The organism is Pleurocapsa sp. PCC 7319, from assembly GCF_000332195.1.
Lineage (GTDB): Bacteria > Cyanobacteriota > Cyanobacteriia > Cyanobacteriales > Xenococcaceae > Waterburya.
In genome coordinates, this window is record NZ_KB235922.1 from 3,871,286 (window position 1) to 3,894,469 (window position 23,184).

The following is a 23,184-nucleotide window of genomic DNA, read 5'->3' on the forward strand; positions in this document are numbered from 1 at the left end:
CCTTTAGGACATGCGGCTTAAGCCTTTGTTTAGGGCGGAGAGCAATCGCCTTGGTCAATTAATTGAGCAATAACCGAAGAAGTCCCAGTTCCTAATCCCATCGTAAGAGGGCTTATCTGTAGCAAGGGTCATGGAAATAATTGTTTTTAGTTTGTGTTGATTTGTTTTTAAGGTAACGCAATATAAATTTTTATCGCCAAAGCTTGATTTATTTTGTCTATTAGTATATTAAACCAGGGTCGGTTTTTTCCATCTCGCTCAAACTGTTAATTATTTATGCACAGATACGAAAAAGTAAGGCTTCGTAATCTCTATGATTAGTTAAAGATTCAGCTTCTACCAACAATTGAGTCGATTCTTCTGAATATTTGTTTATTTTGGTCAGACAAGCAGCTAAAAAAACGAAAGAACACCAATTTTGAGAATTTAAAGCAATCGCTCTACGGAACATTAATTCGGCTTCTAAATAAAGTCCCATACGAAAAAGTGGCGCTGCATTATTATGCCAAAGAGTTGAAATTTTTGTAGGATTTGCTAATTTTAATTTTTCTATTGTTTCTATTTGTTCTTTAATTTTTGCTGTTAGTTGGATTGCCCGATCAACATTACCTTCAGCTTCTAATAAGTTTAACTCTACTGCTAATATCTCAATCTCTACCCAGGTTTTGTTCTCCCAGTTAATATTCTCTAGCAGTAAGTTTTTCAGTTTAGCGATCGCATCTTCAGCCAATTTATATCGAGTTGCGGTGCTAAAAATTCGCGCTGCTGTTCTGAAATAATAGAAGCGAGCCAATCTATTTTCTTGACTAGGTTCAGTATTGTCGATTAGTTGATTAAAAATATTAATCCAGTCATCAAGACGATTCAGTTGTAACCAACACAAGGCTTGAGTTCCGTCATTCATTACTTCTAATATATACTTAGAAGCTAGATTAGAAGAGATAGCCCATTTCAGATAATTCTCTTGTTGAGTGACAGCATCATTACAGCGGCGTAACATAGCAAGATTATCTACTAAATTCCACCAAGCCCAAATCCTTTCTTCTACTTTTAAATCGGCTCGTAAATAATTTTCTAATAAATCTATGATCGCTTCCTTATTACCTGCTCTACTGTAATTTTCTACCTGTAAGCGAATTTCTGTAAAACTATAGTTCATCTTTTATTCGTTCTGCTTGGAGTTGTAGGGCGTGATCTCGCTCATTCTTCTATTAAAGGGGTATTTTAGCAATCCGATTTATCCATTCTTCTGTACTTGAAACAGCCCAAATTAAGATTAATTCTTCGATAATAATTTCGATTGGTACTTTTCTTGAAACAATAATCACTCCTAAACTTTGATTATTGGTAATAAACTGGGCAAATTCTGATGGCATTGTTTTGCGATCGCGTAGCGCCTTGGCTTCGCCAAGATCGTGACTAATTAGAATGCGTTGTTGTTGTGCTGCAATCGCCAATACCTCCGTATCCTTATTCACAATTTAACAAACTTGCATAAATGAGATCGCCTTTTAGACATAATCAAAAAACAGCGATCGCGCCAAGGCATAATAAAGAGAAGCATCGTATTCCATTCCTTCTGCTTGAAGTTGTAAGGTGTGATCGCCTTTCAGACACAATTAAGAAAAACTGCCTTTTTCTTTCCCTAAAAATTTAGTTCGAGTAATAAATTTGTTTTGGCTAAAATTAAAAAGCTATATGATTTGGTATTTTGTAACATTAATTGCTATCAAAATATGACTGAGTTACTACGTTTGGCGATCGCCGAAATTGAAAAACTGTCACCAGAACAACAAGATGCGATCGCTTCTAGATTTTTAGAAGAATTACAAGATGAGCAAAAGTGGTCAACCCGCTTTAATTCAACAACTGACGAACAATGGGATCGGATGGCGGAAATGGTGCGACAGGAAATTAATAGTGATGAAACTGTTTCGCTTGATGATTTTCTTTCGACTGAAAAATGAAATCGAGTGTCACTAAGTCATTTCGTAAAGGATTCAAGCAGCTTCCTCCATCAGTTTGGAAACAGGCTATTAAAGCATACAAACTGTGGCAAAAAGATTCATCTCATCCCAGTCTTCAATTCAAGAAAGTAAGTCAGAAACAACCAATTTATTCTGCTCGCGTAAGTTTGAACTACAGAACTTTGGGTTTGTTGGAGTCAGATTGTATTTACTGGTTTTGGATTGGTACGCATGATGAATATGATGAATTGCTTAAAAGAATTTAATTTAAAATGAAAAGCGATCACATTTCACCACATAATTTTAAAACCAGAGATCGCAACTAACCATAAAAGAGAGAAGCATCCTACTCCATACCTTCATCTTGGAATTGTAAGGCACGATCTCATTTCACCACATAATCAAAAAATAGCAATTTGCTTTACTGCTCTAACCAATTTTCCAGCTTCAAGCCATCAATATTTTTAAAATGACGAATATTATTGGTAACTAATGTATCGAGGCGAGAACGTGCAACGGCTGCAATCAAAGCATCTATTTCTCCTGTAGGTTTTCCTTTGCTTCTTAGTTCGCCTTGAATCAAACCAAACTCTAACGCAGCAACGCGATCAAATTCAATAATTGCTACTAAAGATAAGAAATTTTTCAAATTTACCAGATTTTTCTCAACTTTTTGGGAACAGTAAACACCTTTATAAAGTTCGCCTAAAACAAGAGTGGGAATATAACATTGAACTGCTTTAGCCATAAAAATTGGCATAACTATCGGATTAGCCTTGATTAAAGCAATACAGATATTACTATCGAGTAAATACACATTTGCCACCTCAATCGTCTAGTGAATCGATTTGTCGTCCATAATAGCTGTGACGTTTTCGATCTATTTCAGCAAAGATGGTATCAATTTCTGAATCGTTTTGCCATGCACCTAAAACTTGTTCAATTCGGTTTTGCCGTTCTTGCGGACTAAGATTAGCGAGGGGATGAAACGTTACAGGGGAAATTTCTACTATAATCTCTTCTCCATCAGCAATATTATTAACTTGTTCTAGTAATTCTATTGTTTGACCTCGTTTGATACCTTTAATTTTCATATCTTTTTTGGCATAGAAATTTGCTTGATATTCATATTTTGTCATTTCTTGTGGTTAAAGTTGGTTAAATGATAGCGATCGCATTGCACTACATAATTTTAAAATAGCGATCGCAAATGTAGCTTTGAAACTGGGTTTTTCTCATCAAAGCCACCTCAGTTGTTACTTTAAAGATTAGTAGGAGTAGCGCCCAAAGAGTTTAGAAAGCTTTTATAGCAGTCGAAGCAAAAGTTAAGATCGATTTGCCATACTGAATTTTACCTTAGCAATGAATCGAGCTTTTTTTGACTATATTCAACAACTTTCACCAGAATTAAAATTTGATGCCAGACTTGTTCGATCTTTTTTAAAGTCTCAAAAAGTTTCTAAAGGGGAATTTATATTTCATCAAGGCGATGTGTGTAAAGCCGTTTATTTCACTCTAAACGGCTGTTTGAGAAGCTTTGTCATCACAAAGGGGAAAGAATACACTTTATTTTTTCATTCCGAAAAGCAAACTTTTGGAGATTATGAAAGTTTCCAAAAACAAACACCAGCTTGTTTTTCCTGTCAGGCGATTGAAGATTCCGAAATCCTTATATTCGATCACCGAGCAATAGCTTTTTTTGAAAATGCTCCCGACGGACAAAAGTTTTTAAGACTTGTGGCTGAAGACTTAGCGTTTTTTCTTCGAGATAAATTACTTTCTCTTTTTTTAGATACTCCTGAAGAACGCTATCTTAAACTTCTCAAAAACGAACCAGAATTATTACAACGTCTTCCTCAATATTATTTAGCTTCTTATTTGGGTATCGAGCCTGAATCTCTCAGTCGTTTAAAACGAAGAGTATATCAAAAAGAAATTTCTTAACTTAAGTCAATGCTCCTTGTTTGTCTGCTTAGTAAAGTGATGAAAATATACTATTGCAGAAAAATACTATGTTACTCGAACAGAATAAAGCGATCGTCATTAAAATGTATCGAGCATTCGATCGTCAGGATGTCGAACAAGGACAGAAATTTATGGCTACTGACATTGTAGGTCATGGAATGTACGGGATTACTCGCCAAGGTGTAGATAGTTTTATAGAATACGCAATGTCAATGTTTAGTGTATTCCCAGATGGTTGTCATCAAATAGATGAAATCATTGCAGAAGGCGATAAAGTTGTCACTCGTAGAATATTTTGCGGAACTCATCAGGGAGAGTTGATGGACGTTCCAGCTACAGGTAAAAGGGTTCGATTTTCATTTGTTCACATCGATCACATCGTAGATGGCAAAGTTGTCAAACACTGGGGACAAGCAGATGTGTTTAGTATGATGCAGCAGTTACAAAAATAGTTTTAGTTTTAGAAACAAGAAATTCTTAACCCAAGTCAATGAGAAGAATAGGAGTTGCTTAATAGGATAACGAATATAGCGGTTCTCAAATAAGTGAGGTACAAATATAAACTTAGTCAAAAACCTGAAAACCCCTATTCCCTATTCCCTGACTCCACCAAGGCGTATCTCATTAATACGAGAACCGCTATACATAGTCAATCGAAAGTTTATATAACCGTAATGAATCCTATTTTAAAAGGCGCACCTTGGTTAATTGCTCACCGCTCGATGTTAGGAATAAATCGACCCTACAAAATAACTTTAAATGGAAGCGATTATGTTATCTGGCAAAACGATCAAGGAGAAATTTCGGCTTTAGATAATATTTGTCCTCATCTGCAAGCACCTCTATCTAATGGCTGGATATGTAAGTCTCGTAACTCTATTGTCTGTCCGTATCATGCATTAGAATTTGATCGCGAAGGTAGACTGCTGAAAACTTTCCCTTCTACTACATTGTTTAAAGCTAAAATTCCCTTGGGTGAATTACGGCAATTCTTTATTCTGTATCCAGAAACAGAGAATCGCACTCGTACTTTTGTTTTGTCTTATGCCAATTGGAAAAGTCCACTAACAAAAGTGCCTGTAATCAAAAATCTCATCGAGCGATCGCTTGTAGAATCGACAGCTAAAATTGTCGAGCAAGATAGCAGTGCGGTAGAAAGTTTATATCCCAGACAAAAGCCAAAAATCAGGTTGCCGAAAGAAGAGATTATGACTTATGTTGAAGAGCTTTATTATCAGTGGGAATAACTGAGAAATAGACAGAATTTAAACTACAGAGCGATCGCTTTTCCCTCGTTAAAGATTTAGAAGAGTTATTGATAAGTGATTGTGTTGTTGAGAGAAATCGCATAGTCTCATTTAGATGTTTTAAAAACTTATCTTATTGACTTTTCTCCTCTACTAATTCTCTAGATTCTTCTTGTTGTCGCTCTTGCTCTTTGATACTTCTTCTAGGTTGAAAATCCTGTAATAATCCCATTAAAGGGGAAATTACTGTTGGAGTTAAGAAAGTAGAGAGAGCTAAACCGCCTGTTAGAGCAATACCCAAGCCTTGATAGAGTTCTGCGCCTTTCCCTGGAAGAATAGCAAGGGGTAACAGACCCAGTACGCTAGTTCCAGCCGACATAAAAATGGGGCGCAAGCGATCGCCTATCCCATTATAGAGAGAGGCATCGTATTCCATGCCTTCTTCTTGGAATTATAAAGCGCGGTCAGCTTCGCTGGCTCGGAACGAGATCGCAGTTCACCGCAGAATTTTGAAAAATAGCGATCGCCGACAAGATAATATACAGAGGTATGGTATTAAATAAATGTTCGCTCGATTATGAGTAACAGTTAATAAAATTACAATCTATGCCCAGAAAAATTCGAGAATTAAAATCTCAAATTACTCGTGAAGGATTTGTTTATTTACCTAAGCGTGGCAAAGGTAGTCACGAACGCTGGCGACATCCCTTACTAAAGAAAACACTCACCATTTCAGGCAAAGACGGAGATGATGTACCACTATACTTAGAGAAGCAGCTAGCTAAGTTATTGATTGAATTGGAAGAGTTGAGGTAGGAAAAATTTTATGAACCAATACAGTATGGTCGTGCAATGGAATGATGAAGATCGTCTTTTTTTAGTTACGATACCAGAATTTGCAGAAAGAGTTGTGATGCCTTGTACTCATGGTAAAACTCGCGAAGAGGCAATTCGCAATGGAGAAGAAGTAATTGAAATGTATCTAGAAGCTTGGGTTACAGAAGGCGAATCTATTCCCGCACCTAATACGCTACAAATTGCTTAAAATTTGAACTTGAGGAAAAGCGATCGCATTTTACCCCATGATTTTAAAAATAGTGATCGCAACGAACCATAATATAAAGAAGCATCGTATTCCATACCTTCTACTTGAAGTTGTTATTGATAATAGATTGTACAGAGCAAGCTGAATGGAAAGGAATTGTGCTGTATTTGCCTTTATGACTATTTAACCGCGATCGCGACTCGACACAATAAAAAGAATCGAGACTGTTTATTATGTAATGCTAATTTGTCTGCTTGTTATTTAATTTCTGCCTAAATTCAACGCCATCATACTTCAGGTCTTTTAACTCAATTTCTTGATTTCCTACTAAATATTTTTCAAAAAAGCTTAAATGATAATTGGTAATAATTTCACGAAATTCATATTTTTCTCTTTTACCTATTTGATTTAAAATATTTACCTGTCTTAATATAAATAGTGCGTCTGTATAACCCAAATGTGCAGTACGATTTAAGATCGCCATATAGGTGTCTTCTGTATTATATATATAAGTCGTTCTTGAAATGTTTTTGATTACAGGAGAACCTAAAAGCATAAATGGCTTTTTGATATCTTCATATAAAAAATCTCCTAGAGTTCCGCCATCCATATTTATTCCAGCTACAAATCTATCGTCATTTAGGCAAGTCTGGGCAGCAGTTGCTCCTCCATAAGAATGACCTGTAATTCCCAGTCCTAAATTTAGCTGTAATTTACTCTTGAATACTGATTCTATTTTACCTGTATTTAGTTCTTCTAATGAGTCAGCTACAAAGGAAGAATCTGCTGTCCAAATTTTTACATTGTCATTCAAATATTGATTGTTTTCCAGAAAAAGATATTCTGTTGTTTGCATTGCTTTGCTATCTGAATAGTATTTCTTTTTTGACTCTTTTAATACCCGTCGAGCATTCTTTTTATATTCTTTTGAAAGATTGCCAGATTTCAATTTTTTCTGGATAGTTTTATCCATTTTAATTACACGACCATCTAAATATTTTACTCCTAAAGATTCATAAGGATGACCAACAGAAACAACTATATATCCCGAACTAGCTAAATCAGAACATAATATTGTATTTTGCATTGCGTAACTACCATAACCGTGATTAAAAAGGATAACTGGATACTTATCTTGACTTGATGAAATTGGTACGTCTTGATAACAATTGGTCTTAATTTTTGCGACATTGTTTGAGACGAGTCCAAATGTCATTTTGCTCAGAATCTCTAAATCTAAGATTTCTGGAGAAGAATAGGATGCGCTATCTTGACCCCCATTACTTTCGGCTGGATAGAAAATAATTACAGGAATTTCTCTAAATGCATTATCCTCTTCAAAGGTCAACACTTTTTTTCGGCTTTTATCGGTAAAATCTAATTGCGTAATTCCCACAATATATTTACCTACTGGTTTTGGTAGTTCTTTTACATTTCCAAATAAAATTCCCAGCATAACCACCATCCTAAAGTAAACGATTACACGCTCCGTCAGGTTACGGATCGCCCTAATTATAATTCTTTTTCCTTTCCCGATTTCATCATGGTTTGACCCCGATTTCAGACGCACTTTATCTGTCCTAAAGGATACCGCTTCGCATATGGGGCTGATGGATGTGGGTTATATTTTCTAACTTTTATCTTTGATTAATTGCCTAGATTCTTCCTGTTGACGCTCTTGCTCTTTAATACTTCTTCTAGGTTGAAAATCCTGTAACAATCCCATTAAAGCGGGAATTACCGTAGGAGTTAAGAAAGTAGAGAGAGCCAAACCGCCTGTTAAAGCGATACCCAAACCCTGATAGAGTTCTGCGCCTTTTCCTGGAAGGATCGCGAGGGGTAACATACCCAGTACACTAGTTCCTGCGGACATAAAAATCGGACGCAGGCGATCGCATATTAAACAATGATTATCATAAATACAGATATTATGTTTGATTAGAAATTTACTAAATTATCATGACTAGTGTTACCTTAAGCCTCAAACCCTTCATTGACAGAATTAGCGAGACAGATTTAGAACAATTATGCCAAGAAAATCCCGAAGCGCGATTGGAAACTAATTCTGAAGGTCAATTAATTATTATGTCTCCTACAGGAAGTGAAAGTGGCAAGTTCAACATTAGTTTAGCTGCCCAAGTTTGGAATTGGAACAATCAAACGAAATTAGGTATTGTTTTTGATTCTTCTACAGGGTTTAAATTATCTAATGGCGCAGTGCGTTCTCCTGATGTAAGCTGGGTAGCAGTTGCCAAATGGAATAGTTTGAGTAAACAGCAGCAAAGAAAATTTGCACCCATCGCTCCTGATTTTGCGCTCGAATTAATGTCTCCTACAGACGAGCTTAGTGAGTTGCAAAAAAAGATGAAAGAATATATGGACTGTGGTGTTAGATTGGGTTGGTTGATTAATCCCGACGAAAAACAAGTAGAAATTTACCGTCAACAAGAAGAACTAGAAATATTAAATAATCCACAAACTTTATCAGGAGAGCTAATACTACCTAATTTAATTATTAATTTACAAGATATTTTTGAAGATTAAACAAAGAACTTATTTTTAGATTAGCAGTTCCGCAATGGCTCGCTACACGAGGTCGCCTACAGCATAATAAAGAAGCATCGTATTCCATACCTTCTACTTGAAGTTGTTATTGATAATAGATTGTACAGAGCAAGCTGAATGGAAAGGAATTGTGCTGTATTTGCCTTTATGACTATTTAACCGCGATCGCACTTCACCGCATAATCAAAAGAAACAAGTTGAAAAATAGCTATTGTTAGAGTTGCGTCAAAACTATTGGTAAATATTGGCTAAAATTGACGAAGTCTTTGTCTGTAGTGAAAATTTCATAATTTCTTCGATTGGCAGTAGCACAAATTAAAAAGTCGGTATTTGCCCCTTGAATACCATGCCGACGACAAAGATTAAAATATTCTGCTGCTAATTCATAATCTTCTGTATCTAATATTAGATCGGGAAAGGCTCGAAGGCGATTTCTTAACTTCTCAAATTGTTCTTGATGTTTGATACCAGAAAGAATTTCTTGTCTGACTGCACCAAGCAGAACTACTCGACTATCAACAATTAGATCGCGAAGTTTGTTGATTATTGAACCATTCTGTTGCTTTTTTGATCGTCTCAACGATAATGACCAAACTGAAGTATCAACAATGACTTTCATGACTTGCGACGGGGCATACAAGCCCCTGCGTTTGACTCAGGGGACAGTCCCTCACGTTGTTGCTTATAGTCATAGTCATCTTCATATTCAATCCTTCCAAACAATTCAGTAATTTCTAGTTGTTTGCGACGCTGTACGTATTCTTGCAATGCTGCTTCAACCACAGCACGTTTGGTGCGATGTCCGCCAAGTCTTAATGCTTCTTGGATTAATTCATTGTCAATTTCTAAATTAGTAGCCATGGACAGTTAACTAAATCTTGTGCAATCTTTTCTACAATATAACGCACAAGATTTAACTTGTTAGCGATCGCATTTCACCACGTAATTATAAAACTAGCGATCGCAACTAACCATGATAGAGAGAAGCGTCCTACTCCATACCTTCATCTTGGAATTGTAAGGCACGATCGCCTTTCACCGCAAAATCTAAGAAAAAGCGATCGCCTATCGCATAATATAAAGAAGCATCGTATTCTATACCTTCTGCTTGGAGTTGTAGGGCGCGATCACGAATCAATAATTATATGTATCGAACTTGATTTTCCATTTCATCTGCTGTTACTTGATTCAAAATAGCTAGAAGTCTTCTGGAAATTGCCTGGGGTGGACGGCGAACGGCTAAAATTACTCCATAATGCTTTTGTTCTGTAGCAAAATAGGTTTGAACAAGCCGTTCAAAATCATTACGGTTATGTGTAACTAAAGCTCTTTGTTGACTAACAGCATAAGCAAGTTGTTCTGCATCGCTTGCTTGAAGTTTCCCTGCATCTCTTACAGTTAAAACATCAAAGCCTCTAGCATTAAGTAAATCGGCTACCAGCACGTTAACATCTTCATCTAAGTAAAGACGAATAAACAAACTACTCATAAATCACGTACTAAAGGATCGATTAGATTGTCGGGAATTCGATTTTGCTCAATGTAAGTGTTAATCTTATCTTGATAATCGCTGTAATAACTCAAGGCATCGAATATTTGTGCAAGGGTCAAGTGTGGCAAGCCATTAACAATTTCTTCTGGAGGAATTCCCATACGCCAGGTTTCTACAATTGCTCTAACAGGTGTCCGCGTTCCTCTGATAATTGGTTCGCCGTTGAGAATGTTTTCATCTTTAACTATATAAAGGTGTTTTGTAGATTGAACCATAATTGATTATTCTTCGTAGTTGAACTTTCCCCATAATTGTAGCTACTCCATTAACACTTAAAAACATCGGCAACAGATAAAGAACGCAATCGCCTATCCGCATAATCAAGAGAAACATCGTATTCCATACCTTCTTCCTGGAGTTGTAAGGCGCGGTCAGCTTCGCTGGCTCGGAACGAGATCGCAGTTCATCGCAGAATTTTGAAAAATAGCGATCGCCGACAAGATAATATACAGAGGTATGGTATTAAATAAATGTTCGCTCGATTATGAGTAACAGTTAAGAAAATTACAATCTATGCCCAGAAAAATTCGAGAATTAAAATCTCAAATTACTCGTGAAGGATTTGTTTATTTACCTAAGCGTGGCAAAGGTAGTCACGAACGCTGGCGAAATCCCTTACTAAAGAAAACACTCACCATTTCAGGCAAAGACGGAGATGATGTACCACTATACTTAGGAGAAACAGCTAACCAAGTTACTAATTGAATTAGAAGAATTAAGGTAGGAAAAATTTGATGAATCAATACAGTATGATCGTGCAATGGAATGATGGAGATCGTCTTTTTCTAGTGACAATTCCTGAATTTAGCGATCGCGTTGTGATGCCTTGTACTCATGGTAAAACTCGTGAAGAGGCAATTCGCAATGGAGAAGAAGTCATTGAAATGTACTTAGAAGCGTGGGCTACAGAAGGCGAATCTATCCCCGCACCCAATACACTTCAGATTGCTTAAAATTTGAACTTAGGAAATAGCGATCGCACTTCCCTACATAATCGACAAAATAGCGATCGCGACTCAGCATAATATAATGAGGCATCGTATTCCATTCCTTCTGCTTGAAGTTGTCAGACAAGATCGCATTTACCTACATAATTTTTTAAACAGCGATCGCTTTACTCCCAATCATATTCTTGTTTGATACTAGCGATAATTTCCAATCCCAACTCGATACCGCAATCGGAATTAGTCATGATTACTGCACCTCGACCAGTGTTTTTTTCAGCCAGCATCAAACATTGATAGCCTTCATTCGCACCAGCATGAGCAAAACGTTCCAAATTCTCTTCTGGTATTTTAAAACCCAATCCCCATCCTCCAATTTGTGGGGAAAGCATTTCGTGAACTGTTTGTCGATTGAGAATACTATCTTGCTTGCCTTCTATAGACTTTTGAATGGCGATTGCCAATTTAGCTAAGTCAGTAGGAGTCGTCCATAATCCAGCGGCAGCCATTTCAGGATAGGTATGCCAACTACCATCTATAGGCTTTCCTTTGTCATTGTGACCTACAGCAGCAGAGTTAACTTTGGCTTCGGGTAACGGTTGCTTAAAAGTACTGTTTGTCATTTCTAGTTTGTCTAAAACAGTTTCCTGGATAAATTCGTCAAATGGCTGTCCAGTAAAATCTTCTAAAAGTTGCTGAATTATTACGTATCCACCACCAGAATACCTAAATTCTTGGTTTAATTCGCTATTTACCTTTATTTCGTCCGAATTAGCAGGTTTTTCACCGTTTATAATTTGTAACAAAGTAGGTACTGACTCATCAGAACTATATCCTACAAAACCATGCACTGTCATACCAGCCGTATGACTCAGTAGATTTCTAAGGGTAACTTTTCTCTCTTGCGTGAAAAGGTTTTGAGAAATTTGCCAAGAAACTAATTTCTCATTGACATCACTGTCAAGGTTTAGTTTTCCTAACTGTACTAATTGCATAATCGCCGTAGCAGTGACAGGTTTGCTAATTGACGCAGCTTGAAACAGTGATTGTGAATCTATCGGATCGTTACTTCCTGCTTCTTTTACTCCATAACCTTTTGCCCAGTCAATTTTGCCTCGATCGATTACTGCAATACTTACACCTGGTACTTGATAAAACTCCATGCGATCGCGTAATTTGTATTTAGCATCCGATGATTCATTTTCTGACTGTAACAACAAACCATTTTCAACCCTTTCTATTTTTGCTTTTAGATCGGAGTTCATAATTGAATTTGAGATTAGACCTATTTTTGGTGTAGTAATAAACTCTACCCATTCTATAAAATATACTTGTTTGCCTCAGCTCTTACTTTCTAACGTTTTTCGTTTACCAATTCTAGAGATTCATCCTGTTGAAGTTTTTGCTCTTTTCTAGTTTTTCTAGGTTGAAAATCCTGTAATAATCCCATCAAAGCAGGAATCACTGTAGGAGTCAAAAAAGTAGAGAGAGCTAAACCGCCTGTGAGAGCGATACCCAAACCCTGATAGAGTTCTGCACCTTTACCTGGCAGTACAGCTAGGGGTAACATACCCAGTACGCTAGTTCCTGCCGACATGAAGATTGGGCGCAAGCGATCGCCGACAGCATAATAAAGAGAGGCATCGTATTCCATCCCTTCTGCTTGGAGTTGTAAGGTGCGATCGACTAAGAGAATAGCATTGTTAACTACGACCCCTGTGAGAATTACAAAACCCAACCCTGTAATCATATCTAGAGGTACGACCATACCAGGGATAGAATTAGCGATCACTAAGGATAATAATGCGCCTGTCATACCCATGGGTACTGTTGCCATAATTACCAGCGGGTAGATAAAAGAACGGTACAAAGCAACTAGCAGCAGATAGGTGATTACCAAAGAAAGGAGAAATGTAGAGCCTAACTGAAACAAAGTTTCCGCTAAAACATCTGCTGAGCCTGCCAATTCAACTCGCACACCTGGAGGTAAGTTTTGACGTAGAGGTTCAAGAATTTGCTGTTCGGTGCGATCAATCAATGCACCTAAAGGAGCGTCGCTGGCTACACTAGCGGTTAGAGTAATCGATCTTTCTAAATCGACATGATTAATGGTATCTGCACCAGTGGTTTCCAGCACTTCGGCAACATCAGATAGTTGCAATCTTTGACCGTTACCGTTGAAAATAGCTAGTTGTCGTAATTGTTCAGGTGTTTCCACAAATGTATTCTGCAATTCGACAGTGACATCTATTTCTCGTTTACCATCAACAAATTCAGAGGCTCTTAAACCACCCAAAGCAGCTTGAATAATTTCCCCTATTTCCCCTTCTGATAGCCCTGATTCTGCTAACCGTTCGCGGTCGGGAATTACCTGTAATTCAGGCGCACCTGTGACAAAATTGGAACGGACATTTTGAATTCCTTCTAACTGACTTATCTGCTGATTGATTTGTTGTTGTAGCCGATCTAATTCTTCTAAGTCTTCGCCAATAATCTGCACTTCAAATTCTTTACCAGGATCTTGGAAAATAGACACTCGCCTAGGTACAAGAAAACGATAACCAGGAAAATTGGCGCTTGCTTGTCGTAGACGGTTAACAATATCGTCGAGATTATTTCCGGTGGATAATTCAGACTTAACAAAACCCGCAACGGCTCTCAAACCAGGACGATGTACATAAATAGTACGCATTATCTCTGGTTGTTCGCTGATAAAGTCTCTTGGTCCTTGAGAAAGTTCTACTGCTTCAGGAATACTTGTACCTGGAAAGGGTTCTGCTAACCACAAAATCAGGTTACGGTTTCCTTCTGGTAGGTAGTCAGCAGGAGGTAATAATTGGAAACTAGCGACTAATAAAACTATCGGAAGTACTAAAACTAATAAACGACGTTTTAGTCTGCCTCTTCCTAATGACCAGCGGACAGTTTTTAAGAGAAAATTCTCTAATTTGCTTTGTCCTAAGCGAAAAACAACTGAAGTTCGCATAACCGCACGTTCTAACCAATTTCCTCCTCTGTATTCTCCTCCTGATAGCATTTGGTCTGCTTCGGAACGTTTGAGAAACAGTCCCGCTAACATGGGAATTAGGGTTAGGGCAGCAAAGAGGGAAAACAATACGGAAGCCGAAAGTGCCACACCAATATCAAAGAATAATTGTCCTGCTTCTCCCGTAACTAAAACGATAGGTGCAAACACTGCCACGGTAGTTAAAGTAGAAGCTAACATTGCGCCACCTACTTCCTGCGTCCCATCGATCGCAGCTTTCATGGGAGTTTTACCCTGCTGCATATGAGTAAAAACATTTTCTAATACCACGATCGCATTATCTACCACCATTCCCACTGCAAAGGCTAACCCGGCTAAACTGATTACGTTAAGGGTGCGACCTAAGATATAGAAAACAATAAAAACTGTAATTAAAGTAGTGGGAATGGCGATCGCAATTACGCCAACGGTCCTTAATGAGCCGAGGAACAAAAGTAAAACTAGGGCAGCGAGAATCGCACCGATAATTAGATTTCCCTGGACAAAAGAAATTGATTCATTGATATAGTCATTTTCATCATAGGGAATATCAAAAGCAATTCCTTCCCCCTCGCGATCAAATCTAGCTTCTAGTTCTCCTAAAGCTTCTCTAATTCCTGCCGATATTTCGGGGACGTTGCCCCCTATCTGACGAATAATTCCTACAGCTACCGCAGGTTCGTTATTGCGTAGCAAGGCTCGGTCTTGGATAGCACGACCCATGCGAGCTTCGGCGACATCTCCTAGATAAACTGTTCCCGATTCATCCCGACGCAAGACAAAGCCTTCTAACTGTTCCACGTCTTGAATGCGACTAACAGTTCTCACTCGATACTCTCTGCGTCCCAATACCAAAGGACCACCACGAATATCCTGATTATTACTACGGAGGGTGCTAGCTACATCTCCAATAGTAAGATTGCGATCGGCTAAGGCTTTAGGATCGACAACTACTTCAACCTCTCTTTCTCTACCCCCAGATACTAAAAACTGTCCCACTCCCCGCACCTGGCGGAAGCGAGGGACAACTACATCATCAACTACATCACGGTAATGATAGTCATCTGCTGTAAAGCCTTCTTTGGGTGTTAAAATTACCCACATCATTGGACTGCTACTACCACTTACCACTTCTACATCAGACTCATCCGCTTCTGTGGGTAGTGCTTCAACTTGCTGTAACTTATTAAGAACATCTACTAAACTGCGATCGATGTCGCTATCCCAGTTAAACTCAACATTAATATTACTGATACCTGCTCGACTGGTACTGGTAATTTCCTGTACTCCCTGCACTTCTTCTAGTCGTTCTTCGATCGGACGAGTAACTAAATCTTCTACTTCCGCTGGACTTGCACCAAGATAGGGAGTAGTAATACTAATTTCAGGGCGATCGCCTCCTGGTTGGAGTTCTAAAGGCAATTGAAATAAAGCGAGGATACCAAATAAGGCTAAAAGACAAAATAAGACCCCTGTGCCGTGTCGCCAACGAACGGCGGTTCTAATTAAACTCATTGTTTTTGTTAATTGCTAATTTTTGATTACTGATTACTGATTACTGATTACTGATTACTGATTACTGAAGCCTCGTTACTTACTTGTTGTTGCCTTGGTGTTCTTTCAGTGAGATTGTCGATACTTAATGCACCAGCACCAGCATAAATAGTCATTAATAATCCACCAATTAGACCAATATTTTTGAGAAAAGAATTCATTTCACCAGGATCGGCAAGGGGATTATGAAATACTAAAGTTGCAGGAATTAAAAACAAAATCAGTAGAATTGAACCAATCTTGACCTTGAAACCAAATAATAAAGAAAGACCACCAATTAATTGAAAAGCAATAGTAAATACTAATAAAACTTCGGGAATTGGTAAACCCTGACCTGCCATCATTTCAGTAGTACCGCTAAAGCCTAAAATTTTGCCAATTCCTGCTTTAAGAAAAATCGAGCAAAGACAAATACGTGCTGCTAAAGGAATATATTTCATTTGATAATCAACTCCTAATTACAAGATGGTAATTTTGAATTTTTTCTAAAAAATAATTGTTTACTATATAACTATTTTAAAATTCTTAATTAAGTAAAACTTTCTTGAGATAGTAGAGTGTATGACCTTCAGGAAAGTCTTCAAGTTCACCATAAACTTTGTAACCCAGCTTTTTGTAAAAAGGCAAAGCTTGAAAATCAAATGTACAAAGTCTGACCCGTTTAATTCCTTTATTTATGGCTTTTTGTTCGACAAATTTAATTAAATATTGTCCGATTCCTTGTTTTCGATAGTTTGCATCTACCCAAATTCTATCTATATATAACCATCTAGCCCAATCAATATAGCTAACTAAACCACCAACTAGTTTTTGTGGTTTAATTTCGGCATAAATTTCTATAAAAGTAGGTGGATCGGTTTTCAAGCGATCGCATTCGACGACTTTTTCAGATTGGGCTTGATTAAATTCAAATAGTTTATTATTGATGAATTCGCGTCTTTCTTCGCTGTTAGTATCGTTGAAAATAATATTGTCTTTGTCTGATTTTATAAACATTTGTTTTGTTTGAATTAATCATTGGAGTATTTATATTGAGCGATCGCACTTTAAATTCATAATAAATTTCGTTTTAGTCTTTTTCATATAGAGATTAATTTAGATTTCAATTAGTCAAAGTTCCTTGTCTGCTTTTAACTCTTCTGCGATCGCACGAAGATTAATTTCGGTAATACGTGGTAGCAGTAAAGTATCGTACTTGAGGTCAAAGCGATCTTTGATGGACGCTTCAATCTCAGTTGATTCTTTGTCTGACAATTCAGCATCATCTACTAGTGACGTTTCAACTTGAGTCCGTACATATGTAATGTATGCCATAGTTTGGTCAATTAAGTTTTCTGGTGTCCCAGGTTCACCATGTCCTGGGTAAGCTTTTACAATTTCTTTTTCCTCTAGTAACTCTCGCATCTCTTTCAACCGAGCTAAATAGTTAGCACTGGTACCGCCTCTTAGTGAAGGGGTGCGTCGATCGGGAGCAAAATCACCAACCAATGCGATGTTATGTTCTGGTAAAATCCAAACAGTAGATGAAGGGGAGTCTACATTTTCCATGACCCTAGCTTCAAAAGTGACACCGCCAATTTCAAAGCGATGAGGCTTCGCCTCGGCTGCGCGATCGCCATTTTCTACGATACGATTAGGTAAAGGGATATCTTCTGGGTTAGGAAAATCATTACCGTATATTTCTTTTAAATCCGTTAAAGGTCTTCCTCCATTGCCATTTTTCATTTCATCATATGTTCCTTGGGAAGCATAGATAGATAGATCGTTAACTGCGACCTCAGCTAGAATAGGTAGTCCTGCAAAGTGGTCTGCATGAGGATGAGTAAGCAATACTGCAATTACAGACTTGCCTGTATTATTTTGAATCTCGTTACGAAGATAGTTTGCTTGTGAAAGAAAAAGTTGGGCATCGACAACAATAATACCTTCAGCAGTTTCAATCCAGTAAGAGTTGACTTGAGCAAAATTCGGCGAAGAATAACGTCTAATTGTCAAGTCATCATAACTATCCTGAGCTAGTACCAATCCTTGAGAATCCTTACTAATTGTGATGAAAAGCCAGTTGTAATACAAAAGTAAGATAAGACTTGTACTAATTAAGCTTATCAGAATCCTTTTTAAAGAAAAAATATGGTGCATGCGATCGCTAGTCAATTGTTTGATGACTGTTGTTTTGTTTGAATTTTTTGAGTGCGTTTAAGTCTTAACCAAGCATCTACAGAAATGCGATCAAAACCAACTCCGGCTAAAAGAATAAATAAGACAATGTTGTAAATTAGTTGACTGCCAGCCGTATCCCAGTTTTGAATAATAGTAACGCCGTACATTAAAATAGCCATCAAGATAAAACAGGCGATTAACGCACCCCGTGTAAACAAACCGATAGTTATTAGCGCACCCACTATTAATTCTACTGGTGGTACTAAAGCTGCATTAATTCTCACCAAAAATTCAGGAATCCAAGAATCTTGCATGGTATTGACCATTGAATCCATAAAGGCAGGAATGTTGAAAATTCTGGTTGCCCCATGATTGAAATAATTAATTCCAACAACTATTCTCAATAAAGTATAGGCAGCAACAATATCTCTCGTTCTTAAACCTAGATTAGTTTTATGTTTAGTGTGGGTTTTGTCTTCGAGCATAATATTGAATTAGTCAGAGTATATTTATAATTTACTCGTTACTTACTACCTGAACTGCAGCACTATCTGTTAGTCCATCTCCTCCTGTAACTACAATATTTTGCCCCTCTTGTAATTCAGGATTAGCAATAACTACATCGTTACCAAAATCTGCAACCATTTCTACATCTATCTGCTGTGCCTGGTTATTATCGACTGCAAACAACAACCATTCATCTCCCCGTCTGGTTAAAGCATCGCGAGGCACGATAAAAGTATCTACATTTTCAACTGGCATAGCTAGATTTGCTTGAATTGCCATTCCTGGTAATAATCCCTGGGGTGGATTATCTAAACTGACTCTCACTAACTGACGGCGTGAAGCTGTATTAGCTGTAGGGATTACTGCGGTGATTTCTGTCTCTTGTTGCCAATTAGGTAATGCTCTAGCATTTAAATTTACCGTCATTCCTGGTGCGATTTGTCCGCTTAAGCTTTCGGGAATTTCTAAAAAGATATCCAAAGAGCGATCGCTCACTAGAGTTAAGACAGGATCGCTGACTTCGACATAATCACCAGGATCGACATCCCTGGACTGGACAATTCCTGAAAATGCTGCTTTGATTTCTGTGCGCTGCATTCCCAACTGTCCTTGTTCTACAGCTGCTTCGGCTGCACCCACTAATCCTTGCTGTGCGTCAATTTCTTCTTGAGTAGGTCCTGCTTGTGCTTCTGCCAAAAGAGCTTCTACACGGAATTTCTCACTAGTGGCAGCATCTGCTTCTGCTCTTGCTTCTACTAATGCTCTGCGTGATAATGCCCCTTCATCAGTTAGACTAGAAACCCTTGCTAAATTATCTTGTGCTTCTAATTCTCTGGCTCTAGCTGAATTCAATTCAGCTTGTCTTTGGGCAATAATTTCTGGGCGAGTGCCCACTTCCAACCTTGCCAAATTACCTTTTTCTTGTGCCAACCTTGCCTGGGCTTCTGCTAAAGCTAATCTGGGATCGGCATCGTCAAGAATTGCTACCGTCATTCCTGGAGTTACGCGATCGCCTTCTCTAACGAATACTTGTTTTACCGTACCATCAATTTGGGGACTTAAAGTCGCGCGTTCTCCTGCTTCTACTTGTCCCAATAATCTAACCTGCCTATTACCCGAACCTGAGGTTAAAGAGATGGTAGTTACTGGTCTAGGAGGTATTGTTTGAGTAGTAGTTTGAGTTGTTGATAATTTAGAAGAAGTCAATACTTGCCATGAAGCTGCACTTCCCCCCAAAATTAGGATTGCGATCAACCATCCCGATAACTTATTTTTGTTTTTGCTTACTTTGGGGTGTTTTTCTGTTGGTGGCTTTTTTAGCTTAGGCTCTAATTCAGGGGACTGTTGGGCAGGGATGTCAATTGATTTCATGACTTTTAAGCTTACTTAGTATTGTTTCGATGATTGCAATCTTTATTAATTTTTCATAATTTTAATTTCTAAATGTGACACAAAAATGTCAACCTCTTTGTCCGGGGTGAATTACTTGGCGAATATTAGTCTGTCCACCTTTCAATGATGGGTAGTGGTGAACAGAAGAAACAGTAAAAGATGATATTAAGCGGTAATTTACTTTTTTTGTACGAAGTCACAGGAACGGGCGGAAACGTTCGGGAAACCCGAGCTTGCATCCCGCAAAGCTCCGACCTCAATGATTTGAGAACCGCTATACTGTTATAAGCTCAATTTAAAAAACTACGAAATAAATCTAAGATATCAAATAAATGATAACCAAAAATAAAAGATACTACACCTAATAAAAACCAAATAGTATTGGATGACCAGCTATTAGTATTTGTAAAGACATTAGATTGAGATGTAGAAACTTTAGATTGTGAAATTAATCTTTTATTAATTGCTTCTAAATCAAGTTTCATCTCCATTAATGATGTGTGAAGCGTAACTAATTCTTTATCTATATCATCAAATCGTTGGTAGATATCTTTTTCAGAAGACATAGTCAAAGCGTTGCTATCTAACTGTTTTCAAGATTATTTTGATTAAAATGCCAAGTATTATTCTTAAAATAAGGGTAACATAAAAACAATTACTATCTTTAAATTACTTTTACACTACATATAGATCAAAATAAGCACATAATAGTTTTTATAGTATCAAAATAACTATTATGTGTTTGAAGAAATAAATAAATTTAGTCTCATTTGATTACTTAACAAAATAACTATTATCAAAATATTAGTCTCAAAAATATTAGTAATTTTCTATCATCTTTTTTTTGGTTAAAAACAACTTTCAATTCTGGATGTGGAGGATTGACCTAATAGTTTACTCGACAAGCATTGATCGAAGAAAAAGTTTTTATTACAGGCGTTCTATTTTTTTGTCCGAGGTGAATTACTTGGCGAATATTAGTCTGTTTACATTTAACCATAAAGACATTGAGCCGTTATTAATGAACTTTTGTATCATCAAATACATAATGTATCCAGCTCAAATTAGTATTAGTTATAATAAAAGTGTAGTTAAGTAATAGTACTTAACTTGATTAAGTATTATCTGCTCTCATCATCAGGTATTAAGGAATTGAAATTTAAGACCTTACAAAGACTTGATCGTTAAAGAGCAGCACTAACAGAAAGCGAAATTCGACTAAATTAACACGCTCCCGCAGAATTCAATACTTTCCATCAAGTTCTGGGATAACTCTATCGATGTCAAGGCTAACTTTTGCTAGTTTGTTTCTGACAAGAGTTGTTACGCTACAACAATGCCAGAATAAGCGATATTCAAGAATTTATTGTTAAACGATAAATCAGGGTAGGGACTTGAAGTGATGAAGATTGGAAGTGTGGAGTCAGTGTTATCAGGCTGAGAAGAATTGGCTACTAGTTAGGACAAGAAGATAAATTGAATAGCATTGATCTCAAAACTGAATCCTGTCCAAGTTATGGGAACAGACCATCATGCCAATTTATAGATTGTTAGGGATTTATCGTAACCAAAGCTTCTCTGCTATCAAGAACAGGAGAAGAAATCATGAAAAATACAACTGAAACAATTACTACCAGCACAGATCGAGATGCTGATGGCACTATCGATTCTCTTTATTCGACTACCAACAAATACGATAAGAAAGGGACTTTACGCTCTAGCGTTTCCGAATCCGATTACGATGCCGATGGTATCATCGATTCACGCTATTCTAGCACTTACGATAAGAGAGGAAATCAACTAACTAGTCTTTCTGAACGCGATAGGAACGACGATGGTACAATCGATTCTCGTTATTCCACCATCAACAAATACGATAAGAAAGGAAATTTACGCTCTAGCATTTCCGAATCCGATCAAGATGGAGATGGCACTATCGATTCTCGTTCTTCTACTACTTACACTTACGACAGGAGAGGAAATCAATTAACTAGTCTTTCCGAATCTGATCGAGATGGAGATGGCACCATCGATTCTCTTTATTCGACTACCAACAAATACGATAAGAAAGGGACTTTACGCTCTAGCGTTTCCGAATCCGATTACGATGCCGATGGTATTATCGATTCACGCTATTCTAGCACTTACGATAAGAGAGGAAATCAACTAACTAGCCTTTCTGAATCCGATAGGAACGACGATGGCACCATCGATTCTCTTTATTCCACCACTAACAAATACGATCGCAAAGGGAATTTACGCTCTAGCGTTTCCGAATCCGATCAGGATGCAGATGGCACCATCGATTCTCGTTCTTCTAGTACTTACACCTACGATCGCAAGGGAAATCAACTAACCAGTCTTTATGAATCTGATTACGATGCCGATGGCAATATCGATTCTCGTTCTTCTAGTACCTACACCTACGATCGCAAGGGAAATCAACTAACCAGTCTTTATGAATCTGATTACGATGCCGATGGCACCATTGATTCTCGTTCTTCTAGTACCTACACCTATGATCGCAAGGGAAATCAACTAACCAGTCTTTATGAATCTGATTACGATGCCGATGGCAATATCGATTCTCGTTATTCCACCATCAATAAATACGATCGCAAAGGGAATTTACGCTCTAGTCTTTCCGAATCCGATTACGATGCCGATGGCATCATTAATTCCCGCTATTCTAGCACCTACGATAGAAGAGGAAATCAACTAACTAGAATTTCTGAACGCGATAGGAACGACGATGGCACAATCGATTCTCGTTATTCCACTACTTATACCTATGATAGGAAAGGAAATCAATTAACTAGACTTTATGAATCTGATTCCGATGGCGATGGTATCATTGATTCTCGTTCTACTACCACCAACACCTACGATAGGAGGGGGAATCCATTAACTAGTCTTTATGAATCTGATTACGATGCAGATGGCGTCATCGATTATCGCCAAGAAACAGTCTATGAATATTCGGATGGATTTAAATCAGCAATAGGCGTTTCCAGTGAAGAAATCGATGCTTCCTTCAATAATTCGCTCGATCAAATTAATAGTGAAGAGTTGGCTGTTTTCGGTTCGTTAGATGATAGTTTCATTTAGTTCTGCTACCAATAGTCGATTAGAACTTAAATAATCGGGAAGGGTTAAAGAATTGCCGTACAAAACTTTAACCTTTTCTCAGAAACCCGATTGGGAATAAAAATAAGCGATCGCACTACTAGTAACTCACGATTGCTCAATTGAGCAATCATT

Annotated in this window: 28 protein-coding genes and 3 pseudogenes; 11 read left to right on the plus strand and 20 right to left on the minus strand. The window is 37.6% G+C overall.

What is annotated here, in order from left to right:
• Positions 1-274 precede the first annotated feature (274 nt).
• Together PLEUR7319_RS0121635 and PLEUR7319_RS36330 are read right to left on the minus strand one after the other, a co-directional pair.
• A complete protein-coding gene (locus tag PLEUR7319_RS0121635) occupies positions 275-1,159 on the minus strand; it encodes a hypothetical protein (RefSeq protein ID WP_019507323.1) in 885 nt (294 codons plus the stop codon).
• A 52-nt stretch (positions 1,160-1,211) separates the two neighbouring features.
• Complete coding sequence (locus PLEUR7319_RS36330; RefSeq protein ID WP_019507324.1) at positions 1,212-1,478, minus strand: hypothetical protein; 267 nt, start codon at positions 1,476-1,478, stop codon at positions 1,212-1,214.
• Positions 1,479-1,736: 258 nt separating this feature from the next.
• On the opposite strand from PLEUR7319_RS36330, the gene PLEUR7319_RS0121645 reads away from it, so the two are divergent.
• Both PLEUR7319_RS0121645 and PLEUR7319_RS0121650 read left to right on the plus strand, forming a co-directional pair.
• Positions 1,737-1,967: a hypothetical protein gene (locus tag PLEUR7319_RS0121645; RefSeq protein WP_019507325.1), complete on the plus strand. Its 231-nt coding sequence runs from the start codon at positions 1,737-1,739 to the stop codon at positions 1,965-1,967.
• Positions 1,964-2,233: a hypothetical protein gene (locus PLEUR7319_RS0121650; protein ID WP_019507326.1), complete on the plus strand. Its 270-nt coding sequence runs from the start codon at positions 1,964-1,966 to the stop codon at positions 2,231-2,233. The genes PLEUR7319_RS0121645 and PLEUR7319_RS0121650 overlap by 4 nt, the downstream gene beginning before the upstream one ends.
• Positions 2,234-2,388: 155 nt before the next feature.
• Here PLEUR7319_RS0121650 and PLEUR7319_RS0121655 read toward each other — a convergent pair whose 3' ends face one another.
• Positions 2,389-2,784 (minus strand): type II toxin-antitoxin system VapC family toxin, encoded by a 396-nt coding sequence (locus tag PLEUR7319_RS0121655; protein ID WP_019507327.1) that lies wholly within the window; start codon positions 2,782-2,784, stop codon positions 2,389-2,391.
• 10 nt (positions 2,785-2,794) lie between these two features.
• Positions 2,795-3,061 carry a hypothetical protein gene (locus PLEUR7319_RS0121660; protein ID WP_026102690.1) on the minus strand — a complete coding sequence of 89 codons (267 nt, stop codon included), beginning with the start codon at positions 3,059-3,061 and terminating at the stop codon, positions 2,795-2,797.
• A 268-nt stretch (positions 3,062-3,329) separates the two neighbouring features.
• Here PLEUR7319_RS0121660 and PLEUR7319_RS0121665 point away from each other — a divergent pair, with 268 nt between their 5' ends.
• From PLEUR7319_RS0121665 to PLEUR7319_RS0121675, 3 genes are all read left to right on the plus strand, one after another.
• Positions 3,330-3,911: a Crp/Fnr family transcriptional regulator gene (locus tag PLEUR7319_RS0121665; RefSeq protein WP_019507329.1), complete on the plus strand. Its 582-nt coding sequence runs from the start codon at positions 3,330-3,332 to the stop codon at positions 3,909-3,911.
• A gap of 68 nt (positions 3,912-3,979) precedes the next feature.
• Complete coding sequence (locus tag PLEUR7319_RS0121670) at positions 3,980-4,384, plus strand: ester cyclase (RefSeq protein WP_019507330.1); 405 nt, start codon at positions 3,980-3,982, stop codon at positions 4,382-4,384.
• Between the two features lie 222 nt (positions 4,385-4,606).
• The gene (locus tag PLEUR7319_RS0121675; protein ID WP_019507331.1) at positions 4,607-5,179 is read left to right on the plus strand and encodes a Rieske (2Fe-2S) protein; all 573 of its coding nucleotides are present in this window, start codon (positions 4,607-4,609) and stop codon (positions 5,177-5,179) included.
• A gap of 133 nt (positions 5,180-5,312) precedes the next feature.
• Here PLEUR7319_RS0121675 and PLEUR7319_RS0121680 read toward each other — a convergent pair.
• Positions 5,313-5,627 (minus strand): annotated as a pseudogene (locus PLEUR7319_RS0121680) (efflux RND transporter permease subunit); the annotation flags it as partial.
• A 158-nt stretch (positions 5,628-5,785) separates the two neighbouring features.
• Here PLEUR7319_RS0121680 and PLEUR7319_RS0121685 point away from each other — a divergent pair.
• Both PLEUR7319_RS0121685 and PLEUR7319_RS0121690 read left to right on the plus strand, forming a co-directional pair.
• Positions 5,786-5,995, plus strand: coding sequence for a type II toxin-antitoxin system HicA family toxin (locus tag PLEUR7319_RS0121685; protein ID WP_019507333.1), 210 nt, complete (start codon positions 5,786-5,788; stop codon positions 5,993-5,995).
• A 10-nt stretch (positions 5,996-6,005) separates the two neighbouring features.
• Positions 6,006-6,224 (plus strand): type II toxin-antitoxin system HicB family antitoxin, encoded by a 219-nt coding sequence (locus PLEUR7319_RS0121690; protein WP_019507334.1) that lies wholly within the window; start codon positions 6,006-6,008, stop codon positions 6,222-6,224.
• A 241-nt stretch (positions 6,225-6,465) separates the two neighbouring features.
• Here PLEUR7319_RS0121690 and PLEUR7319_RS0121695 read toward each other — a convergent pair whose 3' ends face one another.
• Positions 6,466-7,680, minus strand: coding sequence for a hypothetical protein (locus PLEUR7319_RS0121695; RefSeq protein WP_036799077.1), 1,215 nt, complete (start codon positions 7,678-7,680; stop codon positions 6,466-6,468).
• A gap of 174 nt (positions 7,681-7,854) precedes the next feature.
• Positions 7,855-8,118: pseudogene (locus PLEUR7319_RS0121700) on the minus strand (efflux RND transporter permease subunit); the annotation flags it as partial.
• A 65-nt stretch (positions 8,119-8,183) separates the two neighbouring features.
• On the opposite strand from PLEUR7319_RS0121700, the gene PLEUR7319_RS0121705 reads away from it, so the two are divergent.
• Positions 8,184-8,768, plus strand: a complete 585-nt coding sequence (locus PLEUR7319_RS0121705; protein ID WP_019507337.1) for a Uma2 family endonuclease — start codon at positions 8,184-8,186, stop codon at positions 8,766-8,768.
• 235 nt (positions 8,769-9,003) lie between these two features.
• Here PLEUR7319_RS0121705 and PLEUR7319_RS0121710 read toward each other — a convergent pair whose 3' ends face one another.
• From PLEUR7319_RS0121710 to PLEUR7319_RS0121730, 5 genes are all read right to left on the minus strand, one after another.
• Entirely contained in the window at positions 9,004-9,408 is a 405-nt protein-coding gene (locus PLEUR7319_RS0121710; RefSeq protein ID WP_019507338.1) for a PIN domain-containing protein, read from the minus strand.
• Positions 9,405-9,650 (minus strand): type II toxin-antitoxin system VapB family antitoxin, encoded by a 246-nt coding sequence (locus PLEUR7319_RS36335; RefSeq protein WP_019507339.1) that lies wholly within the window; start codon positions 9,648-9,650, stop codon positions 9,405-9,407. Before PLEUR7319_RS36335 ends, PLEUR7319_RS0121710 begins: the two co-directional genes overlap by 4 nt.
• Before the next feature lie 130 nt (positions 9,651-9,780).
• Complete coding sequence (locus PLEUR7319_RS41420) at positions 9,781-9,927, minus strand: hypothetical protein (RefSeq protein WP_019507340.1); 147 nt, start codon at positions 9,925-9,927, stop codon at positions 9,781-9,783.
• 3 nt (positions 9,928-9,930) lie between these two features.
• Positions 9,931-10,278, minus strand: coding sequence for a DUF5615 family PIN-like protein (locus PLEUR7319_RS0121725; protein ID WP_019507341.1), 348 nt, complete (start codon positions 10,276-10,278; stop codon positions 9,931-9,933).
• A complete protein-coding gene (locus PLEUR7319_RS0121730; RefSeq protein WP_019507342.1) occupies positions 10,275-10,556 on the minus strand; it encodes a DUF433 domain-containing protein in 282 nt (93 codons plus the stop codon). Before PLEUR7319_RS0121730 ends, PLEUR7319_RS0121725 begins: the two co-directional genes overlap by 4 nt.
• 298 nt (positions 10,557-10,854) lie before the next feature.
• Between PLEUR7319_RS0121730 and PLEUR7319_RS36340 the strand changes: the two are divergent.
• Both PLEUR7319_RS36340 and PLEUR7319_RS0121740 read left to right on the plus strand, forming a co-directional pair.
• Positions 10,855-11,065 (plus strand): annotated as a pseudogene (locus PLEUR7319_RS36340) (type II toxin-antitoxin system HicA family toxin).
• Between the two features lie 10 nt (positions 11,066-11,075).
• Positions 11,076-11,294: a type II toxin-antitoxin system HicB family antitoxin gene (locus tag PLEUR7319_RS0121740; protein ID WP_019507343.1), complete on the plus strand. Its 219-nt coding sequence runs from the start codon at positions 11,076-11,078 to the stop codon at positions 11,292-11,294.
• A 161-nt stretch (positions 11,295-11,455) separates the two neighbouring features.
• On the opposite strand, the gene PLEUR7319_RS36345 is transcribed toward PLEUR7319_RS0121740, so the two are convergent.
• From PLEUR7319_RS36345 to PLEUR7319_RS0121780, 8 genes are all read right to left on the minus strand, one after another.
• The gene (locus tag PLEUR7319_RS36345) at positions 11,456-12,550 is read right to left on the minus strand and encodes a serine hydrolase (protein ID WP_019507344.1); all 1,095 of its coding nucleotides are present in this window, start codon (positions 12,548-12,550) and stop codon (positions 11,456-11,458) included.
• A gap of 89 nt (positions 12,551-12,639) precedes the next feature.
• Positions 12,640-15,825 carry an efflux RND transporter permease subunit gene (locus PLEUR7319_RS0121750; RefSeq protein ID WP_019507345.1) on the minus strand — a complete coding sequence of 1,062 codons (3,186 nt, stop codon included), beginning with the start codon at positions 15,823-15,825 and terminating at the stop codon, positions 12,640-12,642.
• A gap of 47 nt (positions 15,826-15,872) precedes the next feature.
• Positions 15,873-16,304 (minus strand): DoxX family protein, encoded by a 432-nt coding sequence (locus PLEUR7319_RS0121755; RefSeq protein ID WP_019507346.1) that lies wholly within the window; start codon positions 16,302-16,304, stop codon positions 15,873-15,875.
• 85 nt (positions 16,305-16,389) lie between these two features.
• Entirely contained in the window at positions 16,390-16,860 is a 471-nt protein-coding gene (locus PLEUR7319_RS0121760) for an N-acetyltransferase (protein ID WP_019507347.1), read from the minus strand.
• A gap of 114 nt (positions 16,861-16,974) precedes the next feature.
• The gene (locus tag PLEUR7319_RS0121765) at positions 16,975-17,889 is read right to left on the minus strand and encodes an MBL fold metallo-hydrolase (RefSeq protein ID WP_158441870.1); all 915 of its coding nucleotides are present in this window, start codon (positions 17,887-17,889) and stop codon (positions 16,975-16,977) included.
• Between the two features lie 125 nt (positions 17,890-18,014).
• Positions 18,015-18,509, minus strand: a complete 495-nt coding sequence (locus tag PLEUR7319_RS0121770) for a DoxX family protein (RefSeq protein ID WP_019507349.1) — start codon at positions 18,507-18,509, stop codon at positions 18,015-18,017.
• A 31-nt stretch (positions 18,510-18,540) separates the two neighbouring features.
• Complete coding sequence (locus tag PLEUR7319_RS0121775; protein ID WP_019507350.1) at positions 18,541-19,902, minus strand: efflux RND transporter periplasmic adaptor subunit; 1,362 nt, start codon at positions 19,900-19,902, stop codon at positions 18,541-18,543.
• 311 nt (positions 19,903-20,213) lie between these two features.
• A complete protein-coding gene (locus PLEUR7319_RS0121780) occupies positions 20,214-20,489 on the minus strand; it encodes a hypothetical protein (protein WP_019507351.1) in 276 nt (91 codons plus the stop codon).
• Between the two features lie 1,039 nt (positions 20,490-21,528).
• Between PLEUR7319_RS0121780 and PLEUR7319_RS0121785 the strand changes: the two genes are divergently transcribed.
• Positions 21,529-23,031 carry a hypothetical protein gene (locus PLEUR7319_RS0121785; RefSeq protein WP_019507352.1) on the plus strand — a complete coding sequence of 501 codons (1,503 nt, stop codon included), beginning with the start codon at positions 21,529-21,531 and terminating at the stop codon, positions 23,029-23,031.
• The last annotated feature ends 153 nt before the right edge of the window (positions 23,032-23,184 follow it).

Bases quoted from the DNA above. Each gene is read 5' to 3' on its own strand.
- PLEUR7319_RS0121690 (WP_019507334.1), top strand. From the start codon at position 6,006: ATGAACCAATACAGTATGGTCGTGCAATGGAATGATGAAGATCGTCTT.
- PLEUR7319_RS36345 (WP_019507344.1), bottom strand. From the start codon at position 12,550: ATGAACTCCGATCTAAAAGCAAAAATAGAAAGGGTTGAAAATGGTTTG.
- PLEUR7319_RS36335 (WP_019507339.1), bottom strand. From the start codon at position 9,650: ATGGCTACTAATTTAGAAATTGACAATGAATTAATCCAAGAAGCATTA.
- PLEUR7319_RS0121660 (WP_026102690.1), bottom strand. From the start codon at position 3,061: ATGAAAATTAAAGGTATCAAACGAGGTCAAACAATAGAATTACTAGAA.
- PLEUR7319_RS0121695 (WP_036799077.1), bottom strand. From the start codon at position 7,680: ATGCTGGGAATTTTATTTGGAAATGTAAAAGAACTACCAAAACCAGTA.
- PLEUR7319_RS0121750 (WP_019507345.1), bottom strand. From the start codon at position 15,825: ATGAGTTTAATTAGAACCGCCGTTCGTTGGCGACACGGCACAGGGGTC.
- PLEUR7319_RS0121650 (WP_019507326.1), top strand. From the start codon at position 1,964: ATGAAATCGAGTGTCACTAAGTCATTTCGTAAAGGATTCAAGCAGCTT.
- PLEUR7319_RS0121785 (WP_019507352.1), top strand. From the start codon at position 21,529: ATGAAAAATACAACTGAAACAATTACTACCAGCACAGATCGAGATGCT.
- PLEUR7319_RS0121675 (WP_019507331.1), top strand. From the start codon at position 4,607: ATGAATCCTATTTTAAAAGGCGCACCTTGGTTAATTGCTCACCGCTCG.
- PLEUR7319_RS0121755 (WP_019507346.1), bottom strand. From the start codon at position 16,304: ATGAAATATATTCCTTTAGCAGCACGTATTTGTCTTTGCTCGATTTTT.
- PLEUR7319_RS0121740 (WP_019507343.1), top strand. From the start codon at position 11,076: ATGAATCAATACAGTATGATCGTGCAATGGAATGATGGAGATCGTCTT.
- PLEUR7319_RS0121730 (WP_019507342.1), bottom strand. From the start codon at position 10,556: ATGGTTCAATCTACAAAACACCTTTATATAGTTAAAGATGAAAACATT.
- PLEUR7319_RS0121670 (WP_019507330.1), top strand. From the start codon at position 3,980: ATGTTACTCGAACAGAATAAAGCGATCGTCATTAAAATGTATCGAGCA.
- PLEUR7319_RS0121705 (WP_019507337.1), top strand. From the start codon at position 8,184: ATGACTAGTGTTACCTTAAGCCTCAAACCCTTCATTGACAGAATTAGC.
- PLEUR7319_RS0121780 (WP_019507351.1), bottom strand. From the start codon at position 20,489: ATGTCTTCTGAAAAAGATATCTACCAACGATTTGATGATATAGATAAA.
- PLEUR7319_RS0121760 (WP_019507347.1), bottom strand. From the start codon at position 16,860: ATGTTTATAAAATCAGACAAAGACAATATTATTTTCAACGATACTAAC.
- PLEUR7319_RS0121775 (WP_019507350.1), bottom strand. From the start codon at position 19,902: ATGAAATCAATTGACATCCCTGCCCAACAGTCCCCTGAATTAGAGCCT.
- PLEUR7319_RS0121685 (WP_019507333.1), top strand. From the start codon at position 5,786: ATGCCCAGAAAAATTCGAGAATTAAAATCTCAAATTACTCGTGAAGGA.
- PLEUR7319_RS0121665 (WP_019507329.1), top strand. From the start codon at position 3,330: ATGAATCGAGCTTTTTTTGACTATATTCAACAACTTTCACCAGAATTA.
- PLEUR7319_RS0121770 (WP_019507349.1), bottom strand. From the start codon at position 18,509: ATGCTCGAAGACAAAACCCACACTAAACATAAAACTAATCTAGGTTTA.
- PLEUR7319_RS0121635 (WP_019507323.1), bottom strand. From the start codon at position 1,159: ATGAACTATAGTTTTACAGAAATTCGCTTACAGGTAGAAAATTACAGT.
- PLEUR7319_RS0121725 (WP_019507341.1), bottom strand. From the start codon at position 10,278: ATGAGTAGTTTGTTTATTCGTCTTTACTTAGATGAAGATGTTAACGTG.
- PLEUR7319_RS0121645 (WP_019507325.1), top strand. From the start codon at position 1,737: ATGACTGAGTTACTACGTTTGGCGATCGCCGAAATTGAAAAACTGTCA.
- PLEUR7319_RS0121710 (WP_019507338.1), bottom strand. From the start codon at position 9,408: ATGAAAGTCATTGTTGATACTTCAGTTTGGTCATTATCGTTGAGACGA.